General features: G+C 72.6%; 17 protein-coding genes, 1 tRNA gene and 1 pseudogene. 17 read left to right on the top strand and 2 right to left on the bottom strand.

Annotated features, from left to right (window positions below; all coding sequences use genetic code 11):
• The first annotated feature begins 259 nt into the window (after nt 1-259).
• The 5 genes from ABD323_RS23385 to ABD323_RS23365 all read left to right on the top strand — a co-directional run bounded on the left by ABD323_RS23385 (nt 260) and on the right by ABD323_RS23365 (nt 5245).
• Complete coding sequence (locus ABD323_RS23385; RefSeq protein ID WP_344443862.1) at nt 260-1018, top strand: class I SAM-dependent methyltransferase; 759 nt, start codon at nt 260-262, stop codon at nt 1016-1018.
• A 56-nt stretch (nt 1019-1074) separates the two neighbouring features.
• Nucleotides 1075-2028 carry a TRM11 family SAM-dependent methyltransferase gene (locus ABD323_RS23380; protein WP_344443861.1) on the top strand — a complete coding sequence of 318 codons (954 nt, stop codon included), beginning with the start codon at nt 1075-1077 and terminating at the stop codon, nt 2026-2028.
• Nucleotides 2025-3209: a DNA cytosine methyltransferase gene (locus tag ABD323_RS23375; RefSeq protein ID WP_344443860.1), complete on the top strand. Its 1185-nt coding sequence runs from the start codon at nt 2025-2027 to the stop codon at nt 3207-3209. Before ABD323_RS23380 ends, ABD323_RS23375 begins: the two co-directional genes overlap by 4 nt.
• Nucleotides 3206-3394, top strand: a complete 189-nt coding sequence (locus ABD323_RS23370) for a hypothetical protein (protein WP_344443859.1) — start codon at nt 3206-3208, stop codon at nt 3392-3394. The genes ABD323_RS23375 and ABD323_RS23370 overlap by 4 nt, the downstream gene beginning before the upstream one ends.
• Before the next feature lie 75 nt (nt 3395-3469).
• The gene (locus ABD323_RS23365; protein WP_344443858.1) at nt 3470-5245 is read left to right on the top strand and encodes a recombinase family protein; all 1776 of its coding nucleotides are present in this window, start codon (nt 3470-3472) and stop codon (nt 5243-5245) included.
• On the opposite strand, the gene ABD323_RS23360 is transcribed toward ABD323_RS23365, so the two are convergent.
• Nucleotides 5227-5311: transfer RNA gene (locus ABD323_RS23360), tRNA-Leu, on the bottom strand. The genes ABD323_RS23365 and ABD323_RS23360 overlap by 19 nt on opposite strands.
• A 397-nt stretch (nt 5312-5708) precedes the next feature.
• Here ABD323_RS23360 and ABD323_RS23355 point away from each other — a divergent pair.
• Nucleotides 5709-6167: pseudogene (locus ABD323_RS23355) on the top strand (ATP-binding protein); the annotation flags it as partial.
• 184 nt (nt 6168-6351) lie between these two features.
• Here the strand turns inward: ABD323_RS23355 and idi are convergent.
• Nucleotides 6352-6933, bottom strand: coding sequence for an isopentenyl-diphosphate Delta-isomerase (gene idi / locus ABD323_RS23350; RefSeq protein ID WP_344443857.1), 582 nt, complete (start codon nt 6931-6933; stop codon nt 6352-6354).
• A 654-nt stretch (nt 6934-7587) separates the two neighbouring features.
• Between idi and ABD323_RS23345 the strand changes: the two genes are divergently transcribed.
• The 11 genes from ABD323_RS23345 (at nt 7588) to shc (ending at nt 20098) form a co-directional block, all read left to right on the top strand.
• Entirely contained in the window at nt 7588-8343 is a 756-nt protein-coding gene (locus tag ABD323_RS23345; RefSeq protein WP_344443856.1) for a phosphocholine cytidylyltransferase family protein, read from the top strand.
• Nucleotides 8331-9392: an iron-containing alcohol dehydrogenase family protein gene (locus ABD323_RS23340; protein WP_344443855.1), complete on the top strand. Its 1062-nt coding sequence runs from the start codon at nt 8331-8333 to the stop codon at nt 9390-9392. The genes ABD323_RS23345 and ABD323_RS23340 overlap by 13 nt, the downstream gene beginning before the upstream one ends.
• A gap of 139 nt (nt 9393-9531) precedes the next feature.
• The gene (locus tag ABD323_RS23335) at nt 9532-10269 is read left to right on the top strand and encodes a CDP-alcohol phosphatidyltransferase family protein (RefSeq protein WP_344443876.1); all 738 of its coding nucleotides are present in this window, start codon (nt 9532-9534) and stop codon (nt 10267-10269) included.
• Nucleotides 10266-11174, top strand: a complete 909-nt coding sequence (locus ABD323_RS23330) for a glycosyltransferase family 2 protein (protein WP_344443854.1) — start codon at nt 10266-10268, stop codon at nt 11172-11174. The genes ABD323_RS23335 and ABD323_RS23330 overlap by 4 nt, the downstream gene beginning before the upstream one ends.
• A gap of 123 nt (nt 11175-11297) precedes the next feature.
• Nucleotides 11298-12236 (top strand): ABC transporter permease, encoded by a 939-nt coding sequence (locus tag ABD323_RS23325; protein ID WP_344443853.1) that lies wholly within the window; start codon nt 11298-11300, stop codon nt 12234-12236.
• A 97-nt stretch (nt 12237-12333) separates the two neighbouring features.
• A complete protein-coding gene (locus ABD323_RS23320) occupies nt 12334-13074 on the top strand; it encodes an ABC transporter ATP-binding protein (RefSeq protein WP_344443875.1) in 741 nt (246 codons plus the stop codon).
• Between the two features lie 415 nt (nt 13075-13489).
• Nucleotides 13490-14383, top strand: coding sequence for a squalene synthase HpnC (gene hpnC, locus ABD323_RS23315; protein ID WP_344443874.1), 894 nt, complete (start codon nt 13490-13492; stop codon nt 14381-14383).
• A 41-nt stretch (nt 14384-14424) separates the two neighbouring features.
• Nucleotides 14425-15282, top strand: coding sequence for a presqualene diphosphate synthase HpnD (gene hpnD / locus ABD323_RS23310; RefSeq protein WP_344443873.1), 858 nt, complete (start codon nt 14425-14427; stop codon nt 15280-15282).
• Between the two features lie 112 nt (nt 15283-15394).
• On the top strand, nt 15395-16813 hold the full coding sequence (gene hpnE, locus ABD323_RS23305) for a hydroxysqualene dehydroxylase HpnE (protein ID WP_344443852.1): 1419 nt from the start codon (nt 15395-15397) through the stop codon (nt 16811-16813).
• Complete coding sequence (locus tag ABD323_RS23300; RefSeq protein WP_425556126.1) at nt 16810-17988, top strand: polyprenyl synthetase family protein; 1179 nt, start codon at nt 16810-16812, stop codon at nt 17986-17988. Before hpnE ends, ABD323_RS23300 begins: the two co-directional genes overlap by 4 nt.
• Nucleotides 17989-17995: 7 nt before the next feature.
• Nucleotides 17996-20098 carry a squalene--hopene cyclase gene (gene shc, locus ABD323_RS23295; protein ID WP_344443850.1) on the top strand — a complete coding sequence of 701 codons (2103 nt, stop codon included), beginning with the start codon at nt 17996-17998 and terminating at the stop codon, nt 20096-20098.
• The last annotated feature ends 146 nt before the right edge of the window (nt 20099-20244 follow it).

Genomic DNA, 20244 nt, shown 5'->3' with positions numbered 1-20244 from the left:
CCCCCAGCCCACCCCCACTCGGCCCGTGACCAGCGCAACCGGGCCCTATGGCCCTGGGGGAGGGCTGGGGATCGGCAGCACGAGAAGATTCCCGAGAAAACCCAATCGAGGTCCGTCGGAGCAACGGTCCGACAGCAGCGGAGGCCACCGTGCGTCGATATGACTTATCTGCAATGAGATTGACAGTCCGTTAGAAAGCGCCCGAAAAACGGTTTCTACAGGTGTCAGCGTCACGCGGCGGCCGTCGGGCCGAACCCGCATGAACCAGCCCACCCGCACCACCCCGAAGAGCCCCCGCACCAATCCCAGCGGCGTTCCACTCTCGGTCTGGCTGACCGAGCCCCTGGCCGGCTGCTGCCCGCTCTGCGGGAACCCGATCGGTGCGGCCTGCGCCAACCGCCTCCCCCTCGGCTTGGCCCGGCAGATCATCGAGGCGTTCACCGCCCCCGGCGACCTCGTCTACGTCCCCGAAGCCGGCAACGCCACCTGCCTGATCGCCGCCGTCACCACCGGCCGCCGAGTGCTCGGCTACGCCCGCACCCACCACGACGCCGACCTCGCCTACGCCACCCTCCACCACCAGGCCGCCCAGGTCGCCTCCCTCGCCCTGCTACGTCGCGGCCACCCCGGCGCGCACTCGATCACCGCCGACCACCACCACGGCAGCGCCCGGCTCGCGATCGCCGCCCCGCACGCCTTCACCACCCACGCCGAACTCGCCGCCCTCACCGACGCCTGCGCCCAGGCCCTCAAGCCCGACGGCGTCCTGGTGATGACGGCCCGCCAGAGCACCGGCCAGGACACCGCCGCCTACCTGGTCGCCCACGCCCGGGCCAGCGGACTCGTCTACCTCCAGCACATCGTCGCCGCTGAGGCCACCGCCGCCGACGGCCACCTCACCCCCGCCGTGGCCCCGCGGGTCAGGCACCGCCAGCACTGCGTCTGCCACCACACCCAGCCGGTGCCCGGCCGCCACAACGTGATCCACAACGACCTGTTCGCCTTCACCAAGCCCTGACCCGCCAGCCCCCACCCCACCCACACCCCAGCACCCGCCCGCGTCAGGAGCCCACGATGACCACCCACCCCCAACCTGTCCCCGGCACCCTGCCCGTCCCGGCGACCCTCGCCTCCCTGCCCACCTCGGTGTGGGTCACGGCCCAGAAGGACGCCCGCAACCAGCGCCGCGACCGCTACACCCCCGCCTCCGCCACCCACCCCGCCAAGATGCTCCCCGCCATCGCCGCCCACGCCATCACCACCTACACCACCCCCGGCCAACTCGTCCTCGACCCCATGTGCGGCATCGGCACCACCCTGGTCGAAGCCATCCACCACGGCCGAGACGCCGCCGGCATCGAACTCGAAGGCCGCTGGACCGCCACCGCCAAGCGCAACCTCACCCTCGCCCACACCCAAGGCGCCACCGGCCGAGCCACCATCCACACCGGCGACGCCCGCCACGCCCACACCCTCCTCGGCCCCGAACACCACGGCCAGGTCCAGCTCCTGCTCACCTCCCCTCCCTACGGCGCCTCCGTCCACGGCCGGGTGAACGCCACCCGCGACACCCACCGCTCCGGAATCAACAAGTTCGACACCACCTACGGCACCAACCCCGCCAACCTCGCCCACGCCCCCACCGACGCCCTCCTCGACGCGTTCACCGCCATCCTCACAAGCTGCCTGCCCCTGCTCGCCCCCGGCGCCCACGTCGCCGTCACCGCCCGCCCCTGGCGCCACCACGGCGAACTCGTCGACCTCCCCGCCGCCGTCATCGCCGCCGGCCAGAACGCCGGCCTCACCCCCGTCGAACGCTGCGTCGCCCTCCTCGCCGGCGTCCGCGACGGCCACCTCACCGCCCGTCCCTCCTTCTTCCAACTCAAGAACGTGCGCACCGCCCGAGCAGCCGGCGTCCCCATGCACCTGATCGTCCACGAGGACGTCCTGATCCTGCGCGCCCCACACAGTCTCCCCAGCCGCGCGACGCCGCCTTCGGCCGTCACGGTCGAGGCCACGACCTCGTGACCGTCGCCACCGTCTGCGGGCCGGGTGGCATCCCCGGCCCGCAGGCCCCCACGGCCGCCCTCGGAACCCCGCTGCGGATCGGAAGCGTGTGCACCGGGACCGCCGCCCTCGACCTCGCTGTCGAAACCGTCCTGCCCGCCCGACTGGCCTGGTGCGCCGACAACGACCCCGCCGCCGCCCGGCTCCTGGCCCACCACTTCCCCCACGTCCCCAACCTCGGCGACCTCACCACCGTCGACTGGCACACCGTCGAGCCCGTCGACATCGTCACCGCCGGCTTCCCGTGTCAGGACATCTCCTACGCCGGACGCGGCGCCGGACTCACGGAAGGCACCAGAAGTGGCCTCTGGCACACCATCGCCCACGCCATTCGCATACTTCGACCCCGCCTCGTGTTCGTGGAGAACGTCACCGCCTTGCGCCGACGCGGACTCGACACCGTAGCCGCCGACCTGGCCTCGAGCGGGTACGACCTCGCATGGCGCTGCCTACGAGCAAGCGACATCGGAGCACCCCACCGCCGCGACCGCCTGTTCCTGCTCGGGTCGCTGCGGGACCCGGCTTTTGGTGACACCCACAGTCTCCGACTCCACCGGCCCGAACCGCACCCGGCCGACCGGACGCGGCTGCAACCTGCGCACCCAAGTCGCCCTCGACCTGGCGGCACCCGCCACCCACACCGCACCGCCCCCGAAGCAGCCTGGGCCGACCACCACCGTGCCAGCTCAACGGCCCTGCAGCCCCGATGCGTCCACTCGACTCCTGCCGACTCCGCTGGCCGGCGACGGTGCCAAGGGCAGCCCACGCCAACGCGGCTCCAAGGGCGACCTCACCCTCCCGGCCACCGCCGTCTCCATCAGCCGGACGAGCTCCCTGCCACCCCATTTCTGACGCCAGGGCACACCAACTGGGGAGAATACGAGAGGGCAATTCGGCGCTGGGAGCGGACACTCGGTCGCCCAGCACCCCCGCCCACCTGTCGGGGCCGCGCGGGTGCGGCCGTCCTGTCACCCGACTTCGTCGAGTGGATGATGGGAATCCCCGACGGCTGGACCGACGGCCTGGGCCTGTCCGGCACCGCCCGCATCCGCCTGTGTGGCAACTCCGTGGTCCCCCAACAAGCAGCACGCGCAGTACATCTGCTGTTTCGTCAGCTCGCCGACAGTGAGAGTCTGCCGTGAGCACCACCAGCCCCACCCCGAAGAAGAGGCCGGTCGCTCTGCAGGTCGACTTCGCACTCGACGAGCCGATCCTTCCTCCCGTCGCCGTGCCCGTGCTGCTGCGGATCCTCCAGCGCCACGCCACCCGCACCAACCACGAACCGGGCCATCAACCATCCGTTCGGGCAGCCGAGATCGCTGGATAACCCCCACCGTCCGAGTTACGACTGACCTGCCGCCACACCGCGCGGCACCACGTCCGAACCCGGGAGGGCCCCCACATGAGTACCACCGCCGACACCCCGCCCGGCACACCGCGCTGGCGCACCCGCCTGCACGCCGGCTCGGAGCAGCGGCCCACCCCCACCGCCCCGTTGAGGTTCGCGTTCTGCGGGCGGGTGTCGACGGAGGACAACCAGGACCCCGCAGCTTCCCGCGCCTGGCAACTCAACCGTGCCACCGCCCTCATCGCCCCGCACGGTGGGCAGGTCACAGCCGAGTACTTCGACATCGGCCACAGCCGTGCCCTGCCCTGGAAGCGCCGCCCCCAGTCTGCCGCCCTGCTGGCCGCTCTGGCGAGTCCGAACCGCCCGTTCGACGCGGTGGTCGTCGGCGAGCCGCAGCGCGCCTTCTACGGCAACCAGTTCGGGAACACCTTCCCCCTGTTCACGCACTACAACGTGCCGCTGTGGGTTCCGGAGGTCGGCGGTCCGATCGATCCGGACAACGAGGCCCACGACATGATCATGTCCGTGTTCGGGGGTGTGTCCAAGGGTGAACGCAACCGCATCCGGATCCGGGTCCGCAGCGCGATGGCCGCCCAGACCCAGCTGGAGGGCCGCTTCCTCGGAGGCCGCCCGCCCTACGGCTACATGATCATCGACCTCGGCCCGCACCCCAACCCGGCCAAGGCCGCCGACGGCAAGCGCCTGCACGGCCTGGCACCCAACCCCGCCACCGCCGTGATCGTCCAACGGATCTTCAGTGAATTTCTCGCGGGCAAGGGCTTCTTCGCCATCGCCGAGACTCTGACCGCCGACGGCATCGACTGCCCGTCCGCCCACGACCCGGCCCGCAACCGGCACCGCAGCGGCATCGCCTGGTCCAAGGGCGCCGTTCGCACGATCCTGACCAACCCCCGCTACACGGGCCATCAGGTCTGGAACAAGCAGCGCAAGGACGAGACCCTCCTCGACATCGAGGACGTCACCCTCGGCTACACCACCACCCTGCGCTGGAACGCCCAGGCGCAGTGGATCGTCTCCGACCGCATCGTCCACCCGCCGCTCGTCGACGACGAGACCTTCGCCCAGGCACAGGACATCATCAACTCCCGCACCCGCACCGCCACCGCCCACGGCGTCAAGCGCACCAGCAACGTCTACCACCTGCGCGGTACGTTCATCTGCTCGGCCTGCGGGCGCAAAATGCAGGGCAACTGGTCCCACGGCGAGGCCTACTACCGCTGCCGCTTCCCCGCCGAATACGCCCTCGCCAACCGCATCCAGCACCCCCGCAACATCTACCTGCGCGAGAAGGACATCCTCGGGCCACTCGACCACTGGCTCGCCCGGATGTTCGCCCCACACCGCCTCGACGACACCATCGAGCTCCTCGCCGCCACCCCGGACATCGCCCCCGCCTCCGGGCACAGCCTGCGCGCCGAAGAGGCCCGCAACACGATCACCGACTGCGACACCAAACTCGCCACCTACCGCGCCGCCCTCGAAGCCGGCGCCGACCCCGCCCTGGTCACCCAGTGGATCACCCAGAATCAAGCCACCCGCACCCGCGCCGAAGCCGACCTCCGCACAGCCCAGCTCGCCCGCTCCACCCAACTGACCCGCGACGACATCGCCGCCTTGGCTCACGCCCACAGCGATCTGGTCATGGTCCTGGCGGAGGCCGAGCCGGCCGACCGGGCCGCGCTCTACCAGCGGCTCGGGCTGATCCTGACCTACGATTCCGGAAAGCAAAAAGTGCTGGTTGAGATGAATCTCAACCAGCACTTTTCCGGAACCCGTGGGCTCACAGTCGGTGTCCGAGGGGGGACTTGAACCCCCACGCCCGATAAAGGGCACTAGCACCTCAAGCTAGCGCGTCTGCCATTCCGCCACCCGGACAGGGTGTGTGCCTCGGGGGTTTGTGTTGCTCCCTTGGCGACAGAGAGAACATTAGCAGGCTTTCGGAGTGCTTCTCACCTGCGATTCTCGTCCGGCCGGGGCGGTGTCGGGGTGGTGCCGGGGAGGGGGCGGGAGGGGCGCGGTGGGAGTGAGAGGTCGGGGAGGATGAACGATCCTGCGACAGAAGTGGCCGAGATGGGCGACAGGACCGACCAGAACCGGTCGATGTCGATCGGGCTTGATCTGGCGGGGGCAAGTTCCACTTACCCGCACGGCGGGTTCGGCGGCTCTCCTAGCCTCTGGTGACGAAGGGGAGCCCTGAACGGAACGCCCCGTTCCCGAAAGGTCGGCCGGTGCCGGCGATGCCTCCCGAGTGCGGACGAAGGGTGGGCGGGACGTGGAGCGGACCAGCGAGGCGGGGCCGGCGGTGGCGGAGCCGGTGGGGCGGGGCGGCGGGTGCTGGCGGATCGTCGCGGGGGCGCACGAGTCGTCGGTGCCGCGGGTCAGGCACGCGGTCCGGGACCTGCTGAGGGGGCAGGGGCTGGGCGGGGCCCGCTACGAGGACGTGACCGACGGGCTGCTGCTGATCGTCTCCGAGCTGGTCACCAACGCCGTCACGCACGCCGCCGCGCTGTCGCCGCAGGTGACCACGGAGGTGCTGATCCGGGGTGGCCAGGTGCGGATCGCGGTGGAGGACGGCCATCCGTACCGGCCCAAGGCGGTGCACAGCGACGAGGAGCAGACCGGTGGGCGGGGGCTGATGCTGGTCAAGAGCATCGCCCTGGAGGCGGGCGGGGCCTGCGACGTCGAGCGCACCGGGGACGGGGGCAAGGTGATCTGGGCCTCACTGCCGCTCCCCAGGTCGGTCGAGGGAACCGTCGAGGGATCGGTCGAGGGAACCGTCGACGGGCTGGCCGACAGGCTGGTCGAGGGGCTGGCCGAGGGGCCGCTCCCCGGGGTGGGGCGGCCCGGCGGCGACCGGCGGCGCTGACCACCGCCGCCCCCCCGGGGCCGCCCCGCCAACGCCCGGGCGATCCGACCTACCAGTCGCGGCCGGCGATCTCCCGGATGCCCGGCAGGGCGGCCTCGAAGACCGTGGTGAACCAGACCGAGAACGGTCGCTCGGCCTGCAGCTCCTTCAGCTGCTGCGCGGTGACGAACCGGGTGTCGTCGACCTCCTCCGGGTCCGGGCGCAGTTCGTCCGTCACCAGGCCAACGAAGAGGTGGTTCCACTCGCGCTCGATCAGGCCGGAGGCCTCGTCGGGCAGGTCGTAGCGGACCGTGCCGGCCTCGCAGAGCAGGGCCGGGGCGGTGCCGAGCTCCTCGGCGGTGCGTCGCGCGGCGGCCACGAAGGGCGGCTCCGCGGGGTAGGGGTGGCCGCAGCAGGTGTTCGACCAGACGCCGGGGGAGTGGTACTTGCCCAGCGCGCGGCGCTGGAGCAGCAGCCGGCCCTGCTGGTCGAAGAGGAAGACCGAGAACGCCCGGTGCAGGTGCCCGGGCGCCTGGTGGGCCCAGAGCTTCTCCGCGGTTCCGATGGTGGTGCCCTGGTCGTCGACCAGTTCCAGCAGGATCTCGCCGGTGGCCGCCGGCTGGGCAGCGGTGGTCGGTCGGCTCTCGGACATGTGGCCTCTTTCGGCACGGGGACCGGCGCCGCCACCCGGATGAGCACCCGGGCAGGCCCCCCCGGTCCAGCGGAAGGCAGCGCGCCCCGACGCGAACGTGTGTCGCGTGCCGTGAGTCGGGTCGCGTAGCGCGAGCTGTGTCGCGTACGGAGGGCGTCGGGGCCCAAGTCTGCCGCATGGCCCGGGTGCCCGGATCGATTCGACGCACCGGGTGCCGACTTCGGGGGCGGCGGTCCGCTTCGGGACGGAATGGCACCGAACGCCCGTTCATGTCCAGGGCACCAGTCCGACACCGGCTGATCACCGATGGACGCGGATGAACACCGCACCGGTACCCGGCGCACACCGTACCGGTACCCGGTGGACACGCCCCCGCCACCGGCATCCACCGCTTCCCCACCGGTTGCCCCGCCCGCCCCGCGTTCGGCTACGACGAGGCCACGACCAGGGTTCGGGCGGGTCACGCCGGTCGCCTACCATCACATACGACACGCCGCACCGCCCCGCGGAGCGGTCGGGGCGCCGGCCCGTCGGCCGGTACAGGGGACCCCACAGCTCGCCCGCCCGCCCGTCCGGCCCCCCGGGGCCGGGTCCGGACCCGGGCACGCCGTCACCGGCACGCCGTCACCGGCACGACGAATCAGGAGACCCCGCATGATCGGCCTCGTTCTGGCGGCCGGAGCCGGCCGCCGGCTGCGCCCGTACACCGACACCCTGCCCAAGGCGCTGGTGCCCGTGGACGGTGAGCGGACCGTGCTGGACCTCACGCTCGGCAACTTCGCGGAGGTCGGCCTGCGCGAGGCCGCCATCGTGGTCGGCTACCGCAAGGAGGCCGTCCAGGACCGCAAGGACGCCCTGGAGCAGAAGTACGGCGTCAAGCTCACCCTGGTCGAGAACGACAAGGCCGAGGAGTGGAACAACGCCTACTCCCTCTGGTGCGCCCGTGACCTGTTCACCGAGGGCCTGCTGCTCGCCAACGGCGACACCGTGCACCCGGCCTCCGTGCAGCGCACCCTGCTGGACGGCAACGACCGCCTGGCGGCCGAGGGCCGGGCCCCGGGCATCCTGCTCGCGCTGGACGCGGTGAAGAAGCTGGCCGACGAGGAGATGAAGGTCGTCGTCGACCCGGCAAAGGGCGTACAAAGGATCACCAAGCTGATGGAGCCGGCCGAGGCCACCGGCGAGTACATCGGTCTGACCGTGATCAACCCCTCGGCCGCCGCCGACCTCTCGGACGCGCTGCGCGCCACCTTCGAGCGCGACCCGCAGCTGTACTACGAGGACGGCTACCAGCTGATGGCCGACCGCGGCCTGCGGATCGACGTGCAGCCGATCGGCGAGGTCTCCTGGGTCGAGGTCGACAACCACGAGGACCTGGCCAAGGCGCGGGAGATCGCGTGCCAGTACTGACCCGACTGATCCCCTCGCCGGTCTTCGTCGAGATCCGTCCGGGCGCGCTGGACGCGCTGGGCGGCATCCTGGCCGACCAGCGGCTCTCCACCTCGGGCCGGATCGCCGTGGCGATCAGCACCGGCAGCGGGAGCAGGCTGCGCGAGCGCCTGGAGCCGCAGCTGCCCAGCGCGGACTGGTACGAGGTGGTCGACGGCACGCTGGACTGCGCGGTGAGGCTGGCGGACGCGATGCGCGGCGGGCACTACGACCTCATGGTGGGCCTCGGTGGCGGTAAGATCATCGACGCTGCCAAGTACGCCGCCGCGCGGGTCGGGCTGCCCATCGTCGCCGTCTCGACCAACCTGGCGCACGACGGCATCTGCTCGCCCGTCGCGACGCTGGACAACGACGCCGGGCGCGGCTCCTACGGGGTGCCGGGACCGATCGGCATCGTGGTCGATCTGGACGTGATCCGACAGGCTCCCGTCCGGGTCGTGGCAGCGGGGATCGGCGACGTCATCTCGAACATCTCGGCCTGTGCGGACTGGGAGCTGTCCCAGCGCGTGACCGGCGAGAAGGTGGACGGGCTGGCGGTCGCGATGGCCCGTTCCGCGGGCGAGAACCTGCTGCGACACCCGGGCACCCTCAAGGACGCGGACCTCCTTACGGCGCTCGCGGAAGCACTGGTACTGTCCGGCATCGCGATGAACATCAGCGGCAGTACCCGGCCGTCCTCGGGTGCCTGCCACGAGATCTCGCACGCTCTGGACGTGCTGTATCCCAAGCGTTCAGCCCAGCACGGCGAGCAGGTCGGCCTCGGTGCCGCCTTCGCGAGCCACCTGCGGGGAGAGCGTGAACTGACCGGTCTGATCGTCGAGCGTCTACGGGCCCACGGGCTGCCGGTGCGCGCCGAGCAGATCGGTTTCACCGAGGCGGAGTTCACCGATGCGGTGCACTACGCTCCGAATACCCGCCCGGGCCGCTTCACCATCCTTGAGCACCTCGACCTCTCCCCTTCAGCGATCAGGGACGCGTACGCCGACTATGTCCAAGCCGTCAACAGCTGAGGCCCCGGCCTCGGTTGAGTCCACACCCCCTGTGGTGTCCGCCCCGCCCCGGGCCCCGGGAGCCGCCGACCGCCCCGCGGTCGACCTCACGGTCCGTCCCTCGGTCGAGGAGCTGCGCGCCGTCATCCACCCCGAGGGCATGCTCCAGCGCAGAAGCGCCGAGCACTGGGCGGGCCGGCTGTACATGCGGCGGATCTCGCTGCGGATCACCCGGGTGCTGTCGACGGTCACGCTCATCACGCCCAACGGCCTGACCTACCTGATGATGGTCACCGGTGTGCTGGCCGGCGCCGCCCTGGTGGTCCCGGGCCTGGCCGGCGCGATCGTCGCCGCGCTGCTGATCCAGCTGTACCTGCTGCTCGACTGCGTGGACGGCGAGGTGGCGCGCTGGCGCCGGCAGACCTCGCTGACCGGGGTCTACCTGGACCGGGTCGGCCACTACCTGTCCGAGGCCGCGCTGCTGACCGGCCTGGGCCTGCGCGGCGCGGACCTGCTGCACCACGCCGGGGCCGCCTCGCACTGGGAGTGGGCCTTCCTGGGCACGCTGGCCGCGCTGGGCGCGATCCTGATCAAGTCGGAGACCGACCTGGTGGACGTGGCCCGGGCCCGCAGCGGGCTGCGGGCGGTCGAGGACAGCGCCGCGGTGCCGCGCTCGTCCACGGTCGCCAGGGCCCGCCGGGCGGCGGCCTTCCTCAAGTTCCACCGGCTGGTGGGCGCGGTCGAGGCCTCGCTGCTGATCCTGGCGGCCGGCATCGCCGACGCCGTCCACGGCGGCCTGCCGTTCACCCGGCTCGCGATCGTCGTGCTCGCCGCCATCGCCATGCTGCAGACCGTGCTGCACCTGCTGAGCATCGTCCTGTCCAGCAGGCTGCGATGAGCGCCGTGCGGGCCGCGGGCGCGGTCGACACCTTCCGGCTGGGCGCGGTCATCATCACGATGGGCAACCGGCCGGCCGAGCTCAACGCGCTGATCCAGTCGGTGCTGGACCAGCAGGGACCGGCCGTCGAGCTGGCGGTGGTCGGCAACGGCGCCCCGCTGCCGCCGCTGCCCGCGGGCGTACGCACCGCCGAGCTGCCGGAGAACCTCGGCATCCCGGGCGGGCGCAACGTCGGCATCGAGCTCTTCGGCCCCAACGGCCGCGACGTCGACGCGGTGCTCTTCCTGGACGACGACGGCCGGCTCCCGCTGACCGACTCGGCCACGCTGCTGCGCGAGGCCTTCACCGCCGACCCGCACCTGGGCATCGTCAGCTTCCGGATCGCGGACCCCGACACCGGCGAGACCGCGCGCCGCCACGTGCCGCGGCTGCGCGCCAGCGACCCGCTGCACTCCTCGCCGGTCACCACCTTCCTGGGCGGGGCCAGCGCGGTCCGCTCGACGGTCTTCGAGCAGGCCGGCCAGCTGCCCGCGGACTTCTTCTACGCCCACGAGGAGACCGACCTCGCCTGGCGCGCGCTGGACGCGGGCTGGTCGATCGACTACCGCGCGGACATCGTGCTGCACCACCCCACCACCTCCCCGGCCCGGCACGCCACCTATTTCCACAACGTGGCGCGCAACCGGGTGTGGCTGGCCCGACGGAACCTCCCAGCCCCGTTGGTGCCTCTCTACCTCTGCACCTGGATTCTGCTGACCCTGGTCCGCCGCCCCTCCGGGGAGGCGCTCAAGGCCTGGTGGGGCGGTTTCCGGGAGGGCTGGCGCACTCCGTGCGGTCAGCGGCGGCCCATGCAATGGCGTACTGTATGGCGATTGACCAGGTTGGGCAGACCGCCGGTCATCTGATCACCCCGGTTGGCGGACCACGCCGCCGACCGATCTCCCCCCGATCCACCTGGATCTCCCCCGTCGAGAGACCGGCGACTGCCCCCGGCCAGCAGCCGGACTTCCGATCCGTGAAGGACGAATGTGTCGACAGTGACTGAACCGCTCAACCTCTCCAGGCCCGGAGGTGTTGATACCGGGCTCTCCCAGAAGCAGCTCGCCGACAAGTACGGGTTGGCCGTCAGCGGCCGGCGACCCGGGCTGTTCGCCTACACCAAGCAGTTGTGGGGGCGACGGCACTTCATCGTGGCCTTCGCCACCGCCCGCCTGGTGGCGCAGTACACCACGGCGAAGATGGGACAGGTCTGGCAGGTTGTCACCCCGCTGCTGAACTGCGCGGTGTTCTACCTGGTCTTCGGTGTCATCCTGAGCGGTAACTCGGTCCCGAAGTACATCGCCTGGCTCTGCATCGGCGTCTTCATCTTCCAGTTCATCCAGAGCGCCATCCAGTCGGGCACCCGGGCGATCTCCGACAACCTCGGGCTGATCCGCGCGCTGCACTTCCCGCGCGCCTGCATGCCGATCGCGTTCACCGTGATCCAGCTCCAGCAGCTGCTGATCTCGATGGTCGTCCTGGTCGCGATCGTCCTGATGAACGGCATCATGCCGGGCACGACCTGGTTCCAGGTGATCCCGGCGCTGGTGCTGCTCTGCTTCTTCAACACCGGTCTGGCCCTGATGATGTCCCGGGTCGGCGCGAAGACCAGTGACATCTCGCAGCTGATGCCCTTCATCCTGCGGACCTGGATGTACCTCTCCGGCGTGATGTACAGCATCCAGGACCGGGTCAAGGACGCCGCGCCCTGGGTGCAGAAGGTGGCCGAGATCAACCCCGCCTCGGTCTACATGGAGCTGATCCGGCACGCCATGGCGCCGATCGTGTACAGCAAGCACCACTACCCGGACACCTACCAGGTGATGCCGGCGCACATCTGGGCGCTGGCCGTCGGCTGGGCCGTGGTCGCCTTCGCGATCGGGTATGTGTTCTTCTGGAAGGCCGAAGAGGAGTACGGACGTGGCTGAGACGGTTATCACCGACCGCACCGAGGTCGAGGCCGCGCGGGCGAAGCGCGACGCCAAGGCCGTCGAGGACGCACAGAAGACCCGCACGCCCACGGTCGTGGTCGACGACGTGCACATCGTCTACAAGGTGCACGGCGCCTCGGCCGGCAAGGGCAGCGCGACCTCCGCGCTGAGCCGGCTGATCTCGCGCAAGCGCTCGCCCGCGATCACCGAGGTGCACGCCGTGCGCGGCGTCACCTTCACCGCCTACAAGGGCGAGGCGATCGGCCTGATCGGCTCCAACGGGTCCGGCAAGTCGACGATGCTCTCCGCGATCGCCGGCCTGCTGCCGACCGAGCGCGGCGCCATCTACACCAACGGCCAGCCCTCCCTGCTGGGCGTCAACGCGGCGCTGATGGACGACCTGACCGGTGAGCGCAACGTGGTGCTGGGCTGCCTGGCGATGGGGATGACCCCGGCCCAGGTGAAGGCCCGCTACCAGGACATCGTGGACTTCTCGGGCATCAACGAGAAGGGCGAGTTCATCAACCTGCCGATGCGCACGTACTCCTCGGGCATGGCGGCGCGTCTGCGGTTCTCCATCGCGGCGGCCAAGACGCACGACGTGCTGCTCATCGACGAGGCGCTCTCCACCGGTGACCAGGCGTTCCAGCGCCGCAGCGAGGCCCGGATCCGTGAGCTGCGCAAGGAGGCCGGTACGGTCTTCCTGGTCAGCCACAACAACAACGCGATCCGGGACACCTGCGAGCGGACCATCTGGATCGAGACCGGCGAGCTGATCATGGACGGCCCCACCGAAGAGGTCGTCGGCATGTACGAACGCGGCGAGCGCCCCTGAGGCGCACGCCCACCTGCCGGGGCCGGTGCTCGGACGCGAGGCGTCCCGGGCACCGGCCCCGGTCCGTGTCGGGCCGGTGCCCGCGGGCACGAGGAGTAGGGCACGGCCCGGTGCGCGCCCCCGCGTGTGCGCCGGGTGGGTGAGCACGCGCGGCGCGCCGAGGGGGCGGTCTTTCGAGCGGCCCCGGGGGGTGAAAGGGTGGGGTCCGGGAGCGCTCCACCCATCGCGGCCTGCGCGGGGAGTGTCCGCGGCGGATTCGTCGGAATCATGGTCAACACGGGTGTAGAACGGGGGAGTGACGGCAGTGGCGGCTTCGGCTCAGTCCTCGGCCCGGCGAGGGGGCGGTTCAGTGCCAGGCGACGGTCGAGCCGGCGGCCCGGGGCGTGCCCCGCAGCCCCCGGAGCAGGGCGACACCCTGGCCAAGGCGGCGCGGGAGAACTTCCCGGTCGCCCCCGCCTTCCTGCCCGCGGCCTGGCGCGACGACCTGATGGCCGTCTACGGCTTCGCCCGCCTGGTGGACGACGCGGGTGACGGCGACCTCGCCGACCCGGCCGGCACGGCGGTGCTGCTCGAGGCGGCCACCCCTTCGGAGCAGGGCGATCAGACGGATTTCCGGCTCGGCCTGCTCGACGGGCTGGAGCGCGACCTGGACCGCGCCTTCGCGGCCGCGCTGCCCGGCGGCTCCAGCGAACCCCCGCGCCACCCGCTGATGCGCGCCCTGGTGCCGCTGATCGGCCGGCACGCGCTCACCCCCGAGCCGTTCCGCCGGCTGATCCAGGCCAACCGGGTGGACCAGACCACCGCCCGCTACGCCACCTTCGAGGACCTGGTCGGCTACTGCACGCTCTCCGCCGACCCGGTCGGGCGCCTGGTGCTCTCCATCGCCGGCGTCTCCAGCCCGGAGCGGATCGAGCGCTCGGACGCGGTCTGCACCGCGCTGCAGGTCGTCGAGCACCTGCAGGACGTCGCCGAGGACCTCGGCCGTGGCCGGATCTACCTGCCGGCCCAGGACCTGGCCCGGTTCGGCGTCACCGAGGACGACCTCGCGCGCCCCACCGCCTCCGCCGCCGTGCGCGAGCTGGTGGCGTTCGAGGCGGCCCGGGCGCGGACCCTGCTCGATCGTGGTGCGCCGCTGGTGGGTACGGTTCAAGGAAGGCTCCGACTGCTGCTGGCGGGATTCACCGCGGGCGGCTACGCGACGCTGGCGGCCATCGAGGCCGCCGGGTACGACGTACTGGCCCAGCAGCCGAAGCCCGACAAGCGCCGCCTCGCGTTGAAGGCGGCGGCCATCTTCGCGAAGGGAAGGTGAACGCCCGAGTGGCGGCATCACCACTGGCGTCGGCGCAGGTCATGGCGGCTTACCGGTACTGCGAGGCGGTCACCGCCCTGCAGGCCCGCAACTTCAGCTACGGCATCCGACTGCTGCCCGAGTCCAAGCGGCTGGCCATGTCGGCGCTCTACGCCCTGGCCCGCCGGGTCGACGACATCGGCGACGGCGAGCTGCCGGCCGAGCGCAAGACCGAGCAGCTGCTCGCCACCCGGGCGCTGCTGGACGAGATCAGGACCGGCTCCGTCGTCGAGGAGGACACCGACCCGATCAAGGTGGCGCTGGCCGACGCGGCCCGCCGCTTCCCGATCCCGCTGGACGCCTTCGAGGAGCTGATCGACGGCGTCGAGATGGACCTGCGCGGCGAGGAGTACCGGACCTTCGAGGACCTGAAGGTCTACTGCCGCTGCGTGGCCGGCTCGATCGGCCGGCTCTCGCTGGGCGTCTACGGCTGCGAGGACCCCAAGCGCGGCGCGGAGTACGCGGACACCCTGGGCCTGGCCCTGCAGCTCACCAACATCCTGCGCGACCTGCGCGAGGACGCCGGCAACGGCCGCAGCTACCTGCCGGCCGAGGATCTGGCCCGGTTCGGCTGCGAGCAGGGCTTCGCGCTGTCCCGGCCGCCGGCCGGAGCCGACTTCACCGGGCTGGTCGCCTTCCAGGCCCAGCGCGCCCAGGGCTACTTCGAGGAGGGCCTGCGGCTGCTGCCGATGCTGGACCGCCGCAGCCGGGCCTGCACCGCGGCGATGGCCGGCATCTACCACCGGCTGCTCGGCCGGATCGCCGCCGAGCCGGAGTCGGTGCTGCGCGGCCGGGTCTCGCTGCCGGGCTGGGAGAAGGCGTACGTCGCGCTGTCCGGCCTGGCCGGAGGACGTTCTTGATTCTCGGCGACACTCCGTCACATTCTGTCAGCGGGGAATCACCCCGGGCGGTGCCGTTGTTCTCCCCGGTGGTGCACCCGGGGCAGCGCGGCACGATCAGCGGGGAGGCGGCATGACGGGGCGAGCGGAGGCGCGCGAGCACCGCGCGGTCGTGGTCGGCGGCGGGCTGGCGGGGATCACCGCCGCCCTGCGGCTGGCCGAGGCGGGCCGGCGGGTGACCCTGCTGGAGGCCCGCCCCCGGCTGGGCGGGCTGGCCTTCTCCTTCCAGCGCGGCGAGCTGGCCGTCGACAACGGCCAGCACGTCTTCCTGCGCTGCTGCACCGCCTACCGCGGCCTGGTCGAGCGGCTCGGCGCCGGCGGCGAGGTCGAGATCCAGCCGCGCCTGGACGTCCCGGTGCTCTCGGTGCACGGCGCCCGGCGCCGGCTGGGGCGGCTGCGCCGGGCCGCCCTGCCGGTCCCGCTGCACCTGGCCGCCAGCCTGGCGACCTACCCGCACCTGACGGCGCTGGACCGCCTCCGGGTGGTGCGCGGCGCGCTCGCCCTGCAGCGCCTGGAGCTGACCGATCCGGCGCTGGACGGCCGGTCGTTCGGCAGCTGGCTGCGGGCGCACGGCCAGAACGCGCGGACCATCGCCGCGCTCTGGGACCTGGTCGGGGTGGCCACCCTGAACGCGCGCGCCGACCAGGTGTCGCTGGCGCTGGCCGCCATGGTCTTCAAGACCGGCCTGCTCTCCGACCCCGGTGCCTCCGACATCGGCATCGCCGGCGTCCCGCTGGGCACCGTGCACCACGACGCGGCGCTGCGGGCGCTGGCCGCCGCCGACGTCGAGGTGCGGCTGCGCAGCAAGGTGGTGGAGCTCAAGTCCGTCCCCACCGAGCAGGGGCCGCAGCACGCGCTGCGCCTGGAGGGCGGTGAGCTGCTGACCGCCGACACCGTGGTGCTGGCCGGCGCCCAGGACGCGGCCGCCGCCCTGCTGCCGGCCGACGCGCTGGACGAGCGGCACCGGCCCGCCGAGCTCGGCTACGCGCCGATCCTCAACGTGCACGTGGTCTACGACCGCACCGTGCTGCGCCGCCCGTTCTTCGCCGCCCTCGACTCCCCGGTCCAGTGGGTCTTCGACCGCACCGCGCACTCGGGCCTGGCCCGCAGCCGCCCCGGCGCGCAGTACCTGGCGCTGAGCCAGTCCGCCGTCCAGGACGAGATCGACCTGCCGGTCGCCGCGCTGCGCGAGCGCTACCTGCCGGAGCTGGCGCGCCTGCTGCCGGCGGCCGCTGGCGCCGAGGTGCTCGACTTCTTCGTCACCCGGGAGCGCACCGCCACCTTCGACCCGGCCCCGGGCACCGCCGCGCTGCGCCCGCCGGCCGCCACCCGGGTGCCCGGCCTGCTGCTGGCCGGTTCGTGGACCGCCACCGGCTGGCCCGCGACGATGGAGAGCGCGGTGCGCAGCGGCCACGCCGCCGCCGACGCCGCGCTGGCCGCCGCCGGCGCGCGGGTCCCGGTGGACCGCGGCGACGGGCGGTGGCCCCGATGACGGCGCCGCCCACCGGCACCCGGCCCGGCACCGACAGCAGCAGACCAGTTCAGAGCGGTACAGCCGCCCAGGAAGAGGGAACACTCGTGGAGGCACGCCCCAGCACGGTCGCGGGAGCGACGGCCCAGGCCGACCCCGACTCGGTCCCCGGGTTGCTGGCCCGGGGCCGCTCGCTCTGCACGCCGCCGCTGCGCGCGGCGGTGGCCCGGCTGGCGCCTCCGATGGACGCGGTCGCGGCCTACCACTTCGGCTGGACCGACCGGCTCGGCAACCCGACCGCGGGGGACGGCGGCAAGGCGGTCCGTCCGGCGCTCGCGCTGCTCTCCGCCGAGGCGGCCGGCGCCCCGGCCGCGGCGGGCGTGCCCGGCGGGGTGGCCGTTGAGCTGGTGCACAACTTCTCCCTCCTGCATGATGATCTGATGGACGGTGACGAGACTCGTAGGCACCGGGCCACCGCCTGGACGGTCTTCGGTCCCGCGCAGGCGATCCTGGTCGGCGACGCGCTGGCCACCCTCGCCACCGAGGTCCTGCTCGACGCGGGCCAGGCGCACGGCACCACCCCCACCGACGCCGCCCGGGCCGTGCGGCTGCTGACCACCGCCACCCGCAAGCTGATCGACGGCCAGGCCCGTGACCTCTCCTTCGAGCGCCGCGACGCGGTCACCGTCGAGGAGTGCCTGGAGATGGAGGGCGGCAAGACCGGCGCCCTGCTCGCCGCCGCCGCCGCGATCGGCGCCGTACTGGCCGGCGCGGACGACCGCACCGCCGACGCGCTGGAGCGCTACGGCCACCACCTCGGGCTGGCCTTCCAGGCCGTCGACGACCTGCTCGGCATCTGGGGCGCCACCGAGGTCACCGGCAAGCCGCACTGGGGCGACCTGCGCCAGCGCAAGAAGTCGCTGCCGGTGGCCGCCGCGCTCGCCGAGGGCGGCGCCGCCTCGCGCCGCCTCGCCGAGCTGCTCGCCGACCCGCAGGGGCGCGGCGAGGAGTCCGAGGAGGTGCTGGCCGGCCGGGCCGCGCTGATCGAGCAGGCCGGCGGCCGCGCCTGGACCCAGGACGAGGCCCGCCGCCAGCACAAGACCGCCCTCGCCGCGTTGGACGAGGTGCCCATGGCGGACGCGGTGCGCGAGCACTTCGTCGCCCTCGCCGAATTCGTGGTGGTACGAGAGAGGTGACGTCAAGTTGACAGCAACCGCGGACGGCCGGCTCGACCCTGAGTACGATTCCGAGCCGGTCGCGGTGGAGGAGCGGCCGCCGGGCGCGGCCCAGCTGCTGGTCCCGGCCGAGCAGGGCCCCTGGGACGTCGGAGAGTCGGACGCCGAGCGGCAGGTCGCGGATTCACCCCCGGACCGTTCGACGGTCGAGGACGCCCTGCGGCGGGCCACCGCCCACCTGCTCTCCCTCCAGGACGCCGAAGGCTGGTGGAAGGGCGACCTGGAGACCAACGTCACGATGGACGCCGAGGACCTTTTACTGCGTCAGTTCCTCGGGATCCGCACCGCGGCCCAGACCGCCGCCACCGCCGAGTGGATCCGCTCCCAGCAGCGTGAGGACGGCACCTGGGGCACCTTCCACGGCGGGCCGCCGGAGATCTCCACCACCGTCGAGGCCTACGTGGCGCTACGGCTGGCCGGGGACGAGCCGCACGCCCCGCACATGCTGGCCGCCGCCCGGTTCGTGCGCCAGAGCGGCGGCATCGCGGCTACCCGGGTCTTCACCCGCATCTGGCTGGCGCTCTTCGGCTGGTGGCCCTGGGCGCGATTGCCCGAGATGCCGCCCGAGATCATGTTCCTGCCCAAGTGGCTGCCGCTGAACATCTACGCCTTCGGCTGCTGGGCCCGGCAGACCATCGTGCCGCTGACCGTGGTCTCCGCGCACCGCCCGGTCCGGCCCGCCCCGTTCGACCTCACCGAACTGCACACGGACCCGGCCAACCCCTTCCCGCTGCGCCCGCTCGCCCCGCCCGCCAGCTGGGACGGCCTCTTCGAGCGGCTCGACCTGGTGCTGCACGCCTACCACAAGCGCGCGGTGCGCCCGCTGCGCCGCCTCGCGCTCACCCAGGCCGGCCGCTGGATCGTCGAGCGCCAGGAGGCGGACGGCTGCTGGGGCGGCATCCAGCCCCCCGCCGTCTACTCGCTGATCGCCCTGCACCTGCTCGGCTACGAGCTCGAGCACCCGGTCATGCAGGCGGGCCTGGCCGCCTTCGAGCGGTTCACCGTGCACACCGAGGACGGCCGGCGCTGGCTGGAGGCCTGCCAGTCCCCGGTCTGGGACACCTGCCTGGCCACCATCGCGCTGGTCGACGCCGGGCTGCCGGCCGACCACCCGGCGCTGCTGCGGGCCACCGACTGGATGCTCGGCGAGGAGATCACCACCCGTGGCGACTGGTCCGTGCAGCGCCCGGCGCTGGCCCCCGGCGGCTGGGCCTTCGAGTTCCACAACGACACCTACCCCGACATCGACGACACCGCCGAGGTGGTCCTGGCGCTGCGCCGGGTGCGGCACCCCGAGCCCGAGCGGGTGGCCGGTGCCGTCCACCGGGGCGTGGAGTGGAACCTCGGCATGCAGTCCAAGAACGGCGCCTGGGGCGCCTTCGACGTCGACAACACCAGCACGCTCCCCAACAAGCTGCCGTTCTGCGACTTCGGCGAGGTGGTCGACCCACCCTCGGCCGACGTCACCGCGCACGTGGTGGAGATGCTGGCCGAGACCGGCCGGGCGGACGACCCGCGCACCCGGCGCGGCGTGGAGTGGCTGCTGCGCAACCAGGAGGCCGAGGGCTCCTGGTTCGGCCGCTGGGGCACCAACTACATCTACGGCACCGGCTCGGTGGTGCCGGCCCTGGTGGCGGCCGGGGTGGCGCCCTCGGACCCCTCGATCCGCCGCGCGGTGGCCTGGCTGGAGGAGCGGCAGAACCCGGACGGCGGCTGGGGCGAGGACATGCGCTCCTACGACGACCCGCAGCAGTGGTCGGGGCGCGGGGAGTCCACCGCCTCGCAGAGCGCCTGGGCGCTGATGGCGCTGCTCGCGGCCGGCGACGGCCCCGGCGTCCGTGACGCGCCCGGGCCGGGCCGCGGCAGCGCCGCGGTGGAGCGCGGGGTGCGCTGGCTGGCCGCCACCCAGCTGCCCGAGGGCACCTGGGCGGAGCCGCAGTTCACCGGCACCGGCTTCCCGTGGGACTTCTCCATCAACTACCACCTCTACCGGCTGGTCTTCCCGGTCACCGCGCTCGGCCGCTACCTGCACGGCAACCCGGTCCTCGGCGACGTGCGGCGGACGCCGTGAACGCGCCGGGCCCCGCCCCGCTGCTGGTGCTCTGCGCGGTGGCCGCCGAGGCCTGGGCGCTGCGCGGCGGCGACTGGGCGAACGCGGCGGGCGGGCCGCCGGTCCTGGTGCGCACCGGGATGGGCCCGCGACGGGCCGGCGGGCGG

The sequence above is a fragment of the Kitasatospora nipponensis genome, from assembly GCF_039528135.1.
GTDB classification, from domain to species: Bacteria; Actinomycetota; Actinomycetes; order Streptomycetales; family Streptomycetaceae; genus Kitasatospora; species Kitasatospora nipponensis.
The sequence above is the reverse complement of the archived record's forward strand: the minus strand, read 5'-3'. Positions and strand labels throughout refer to the sequence as shown.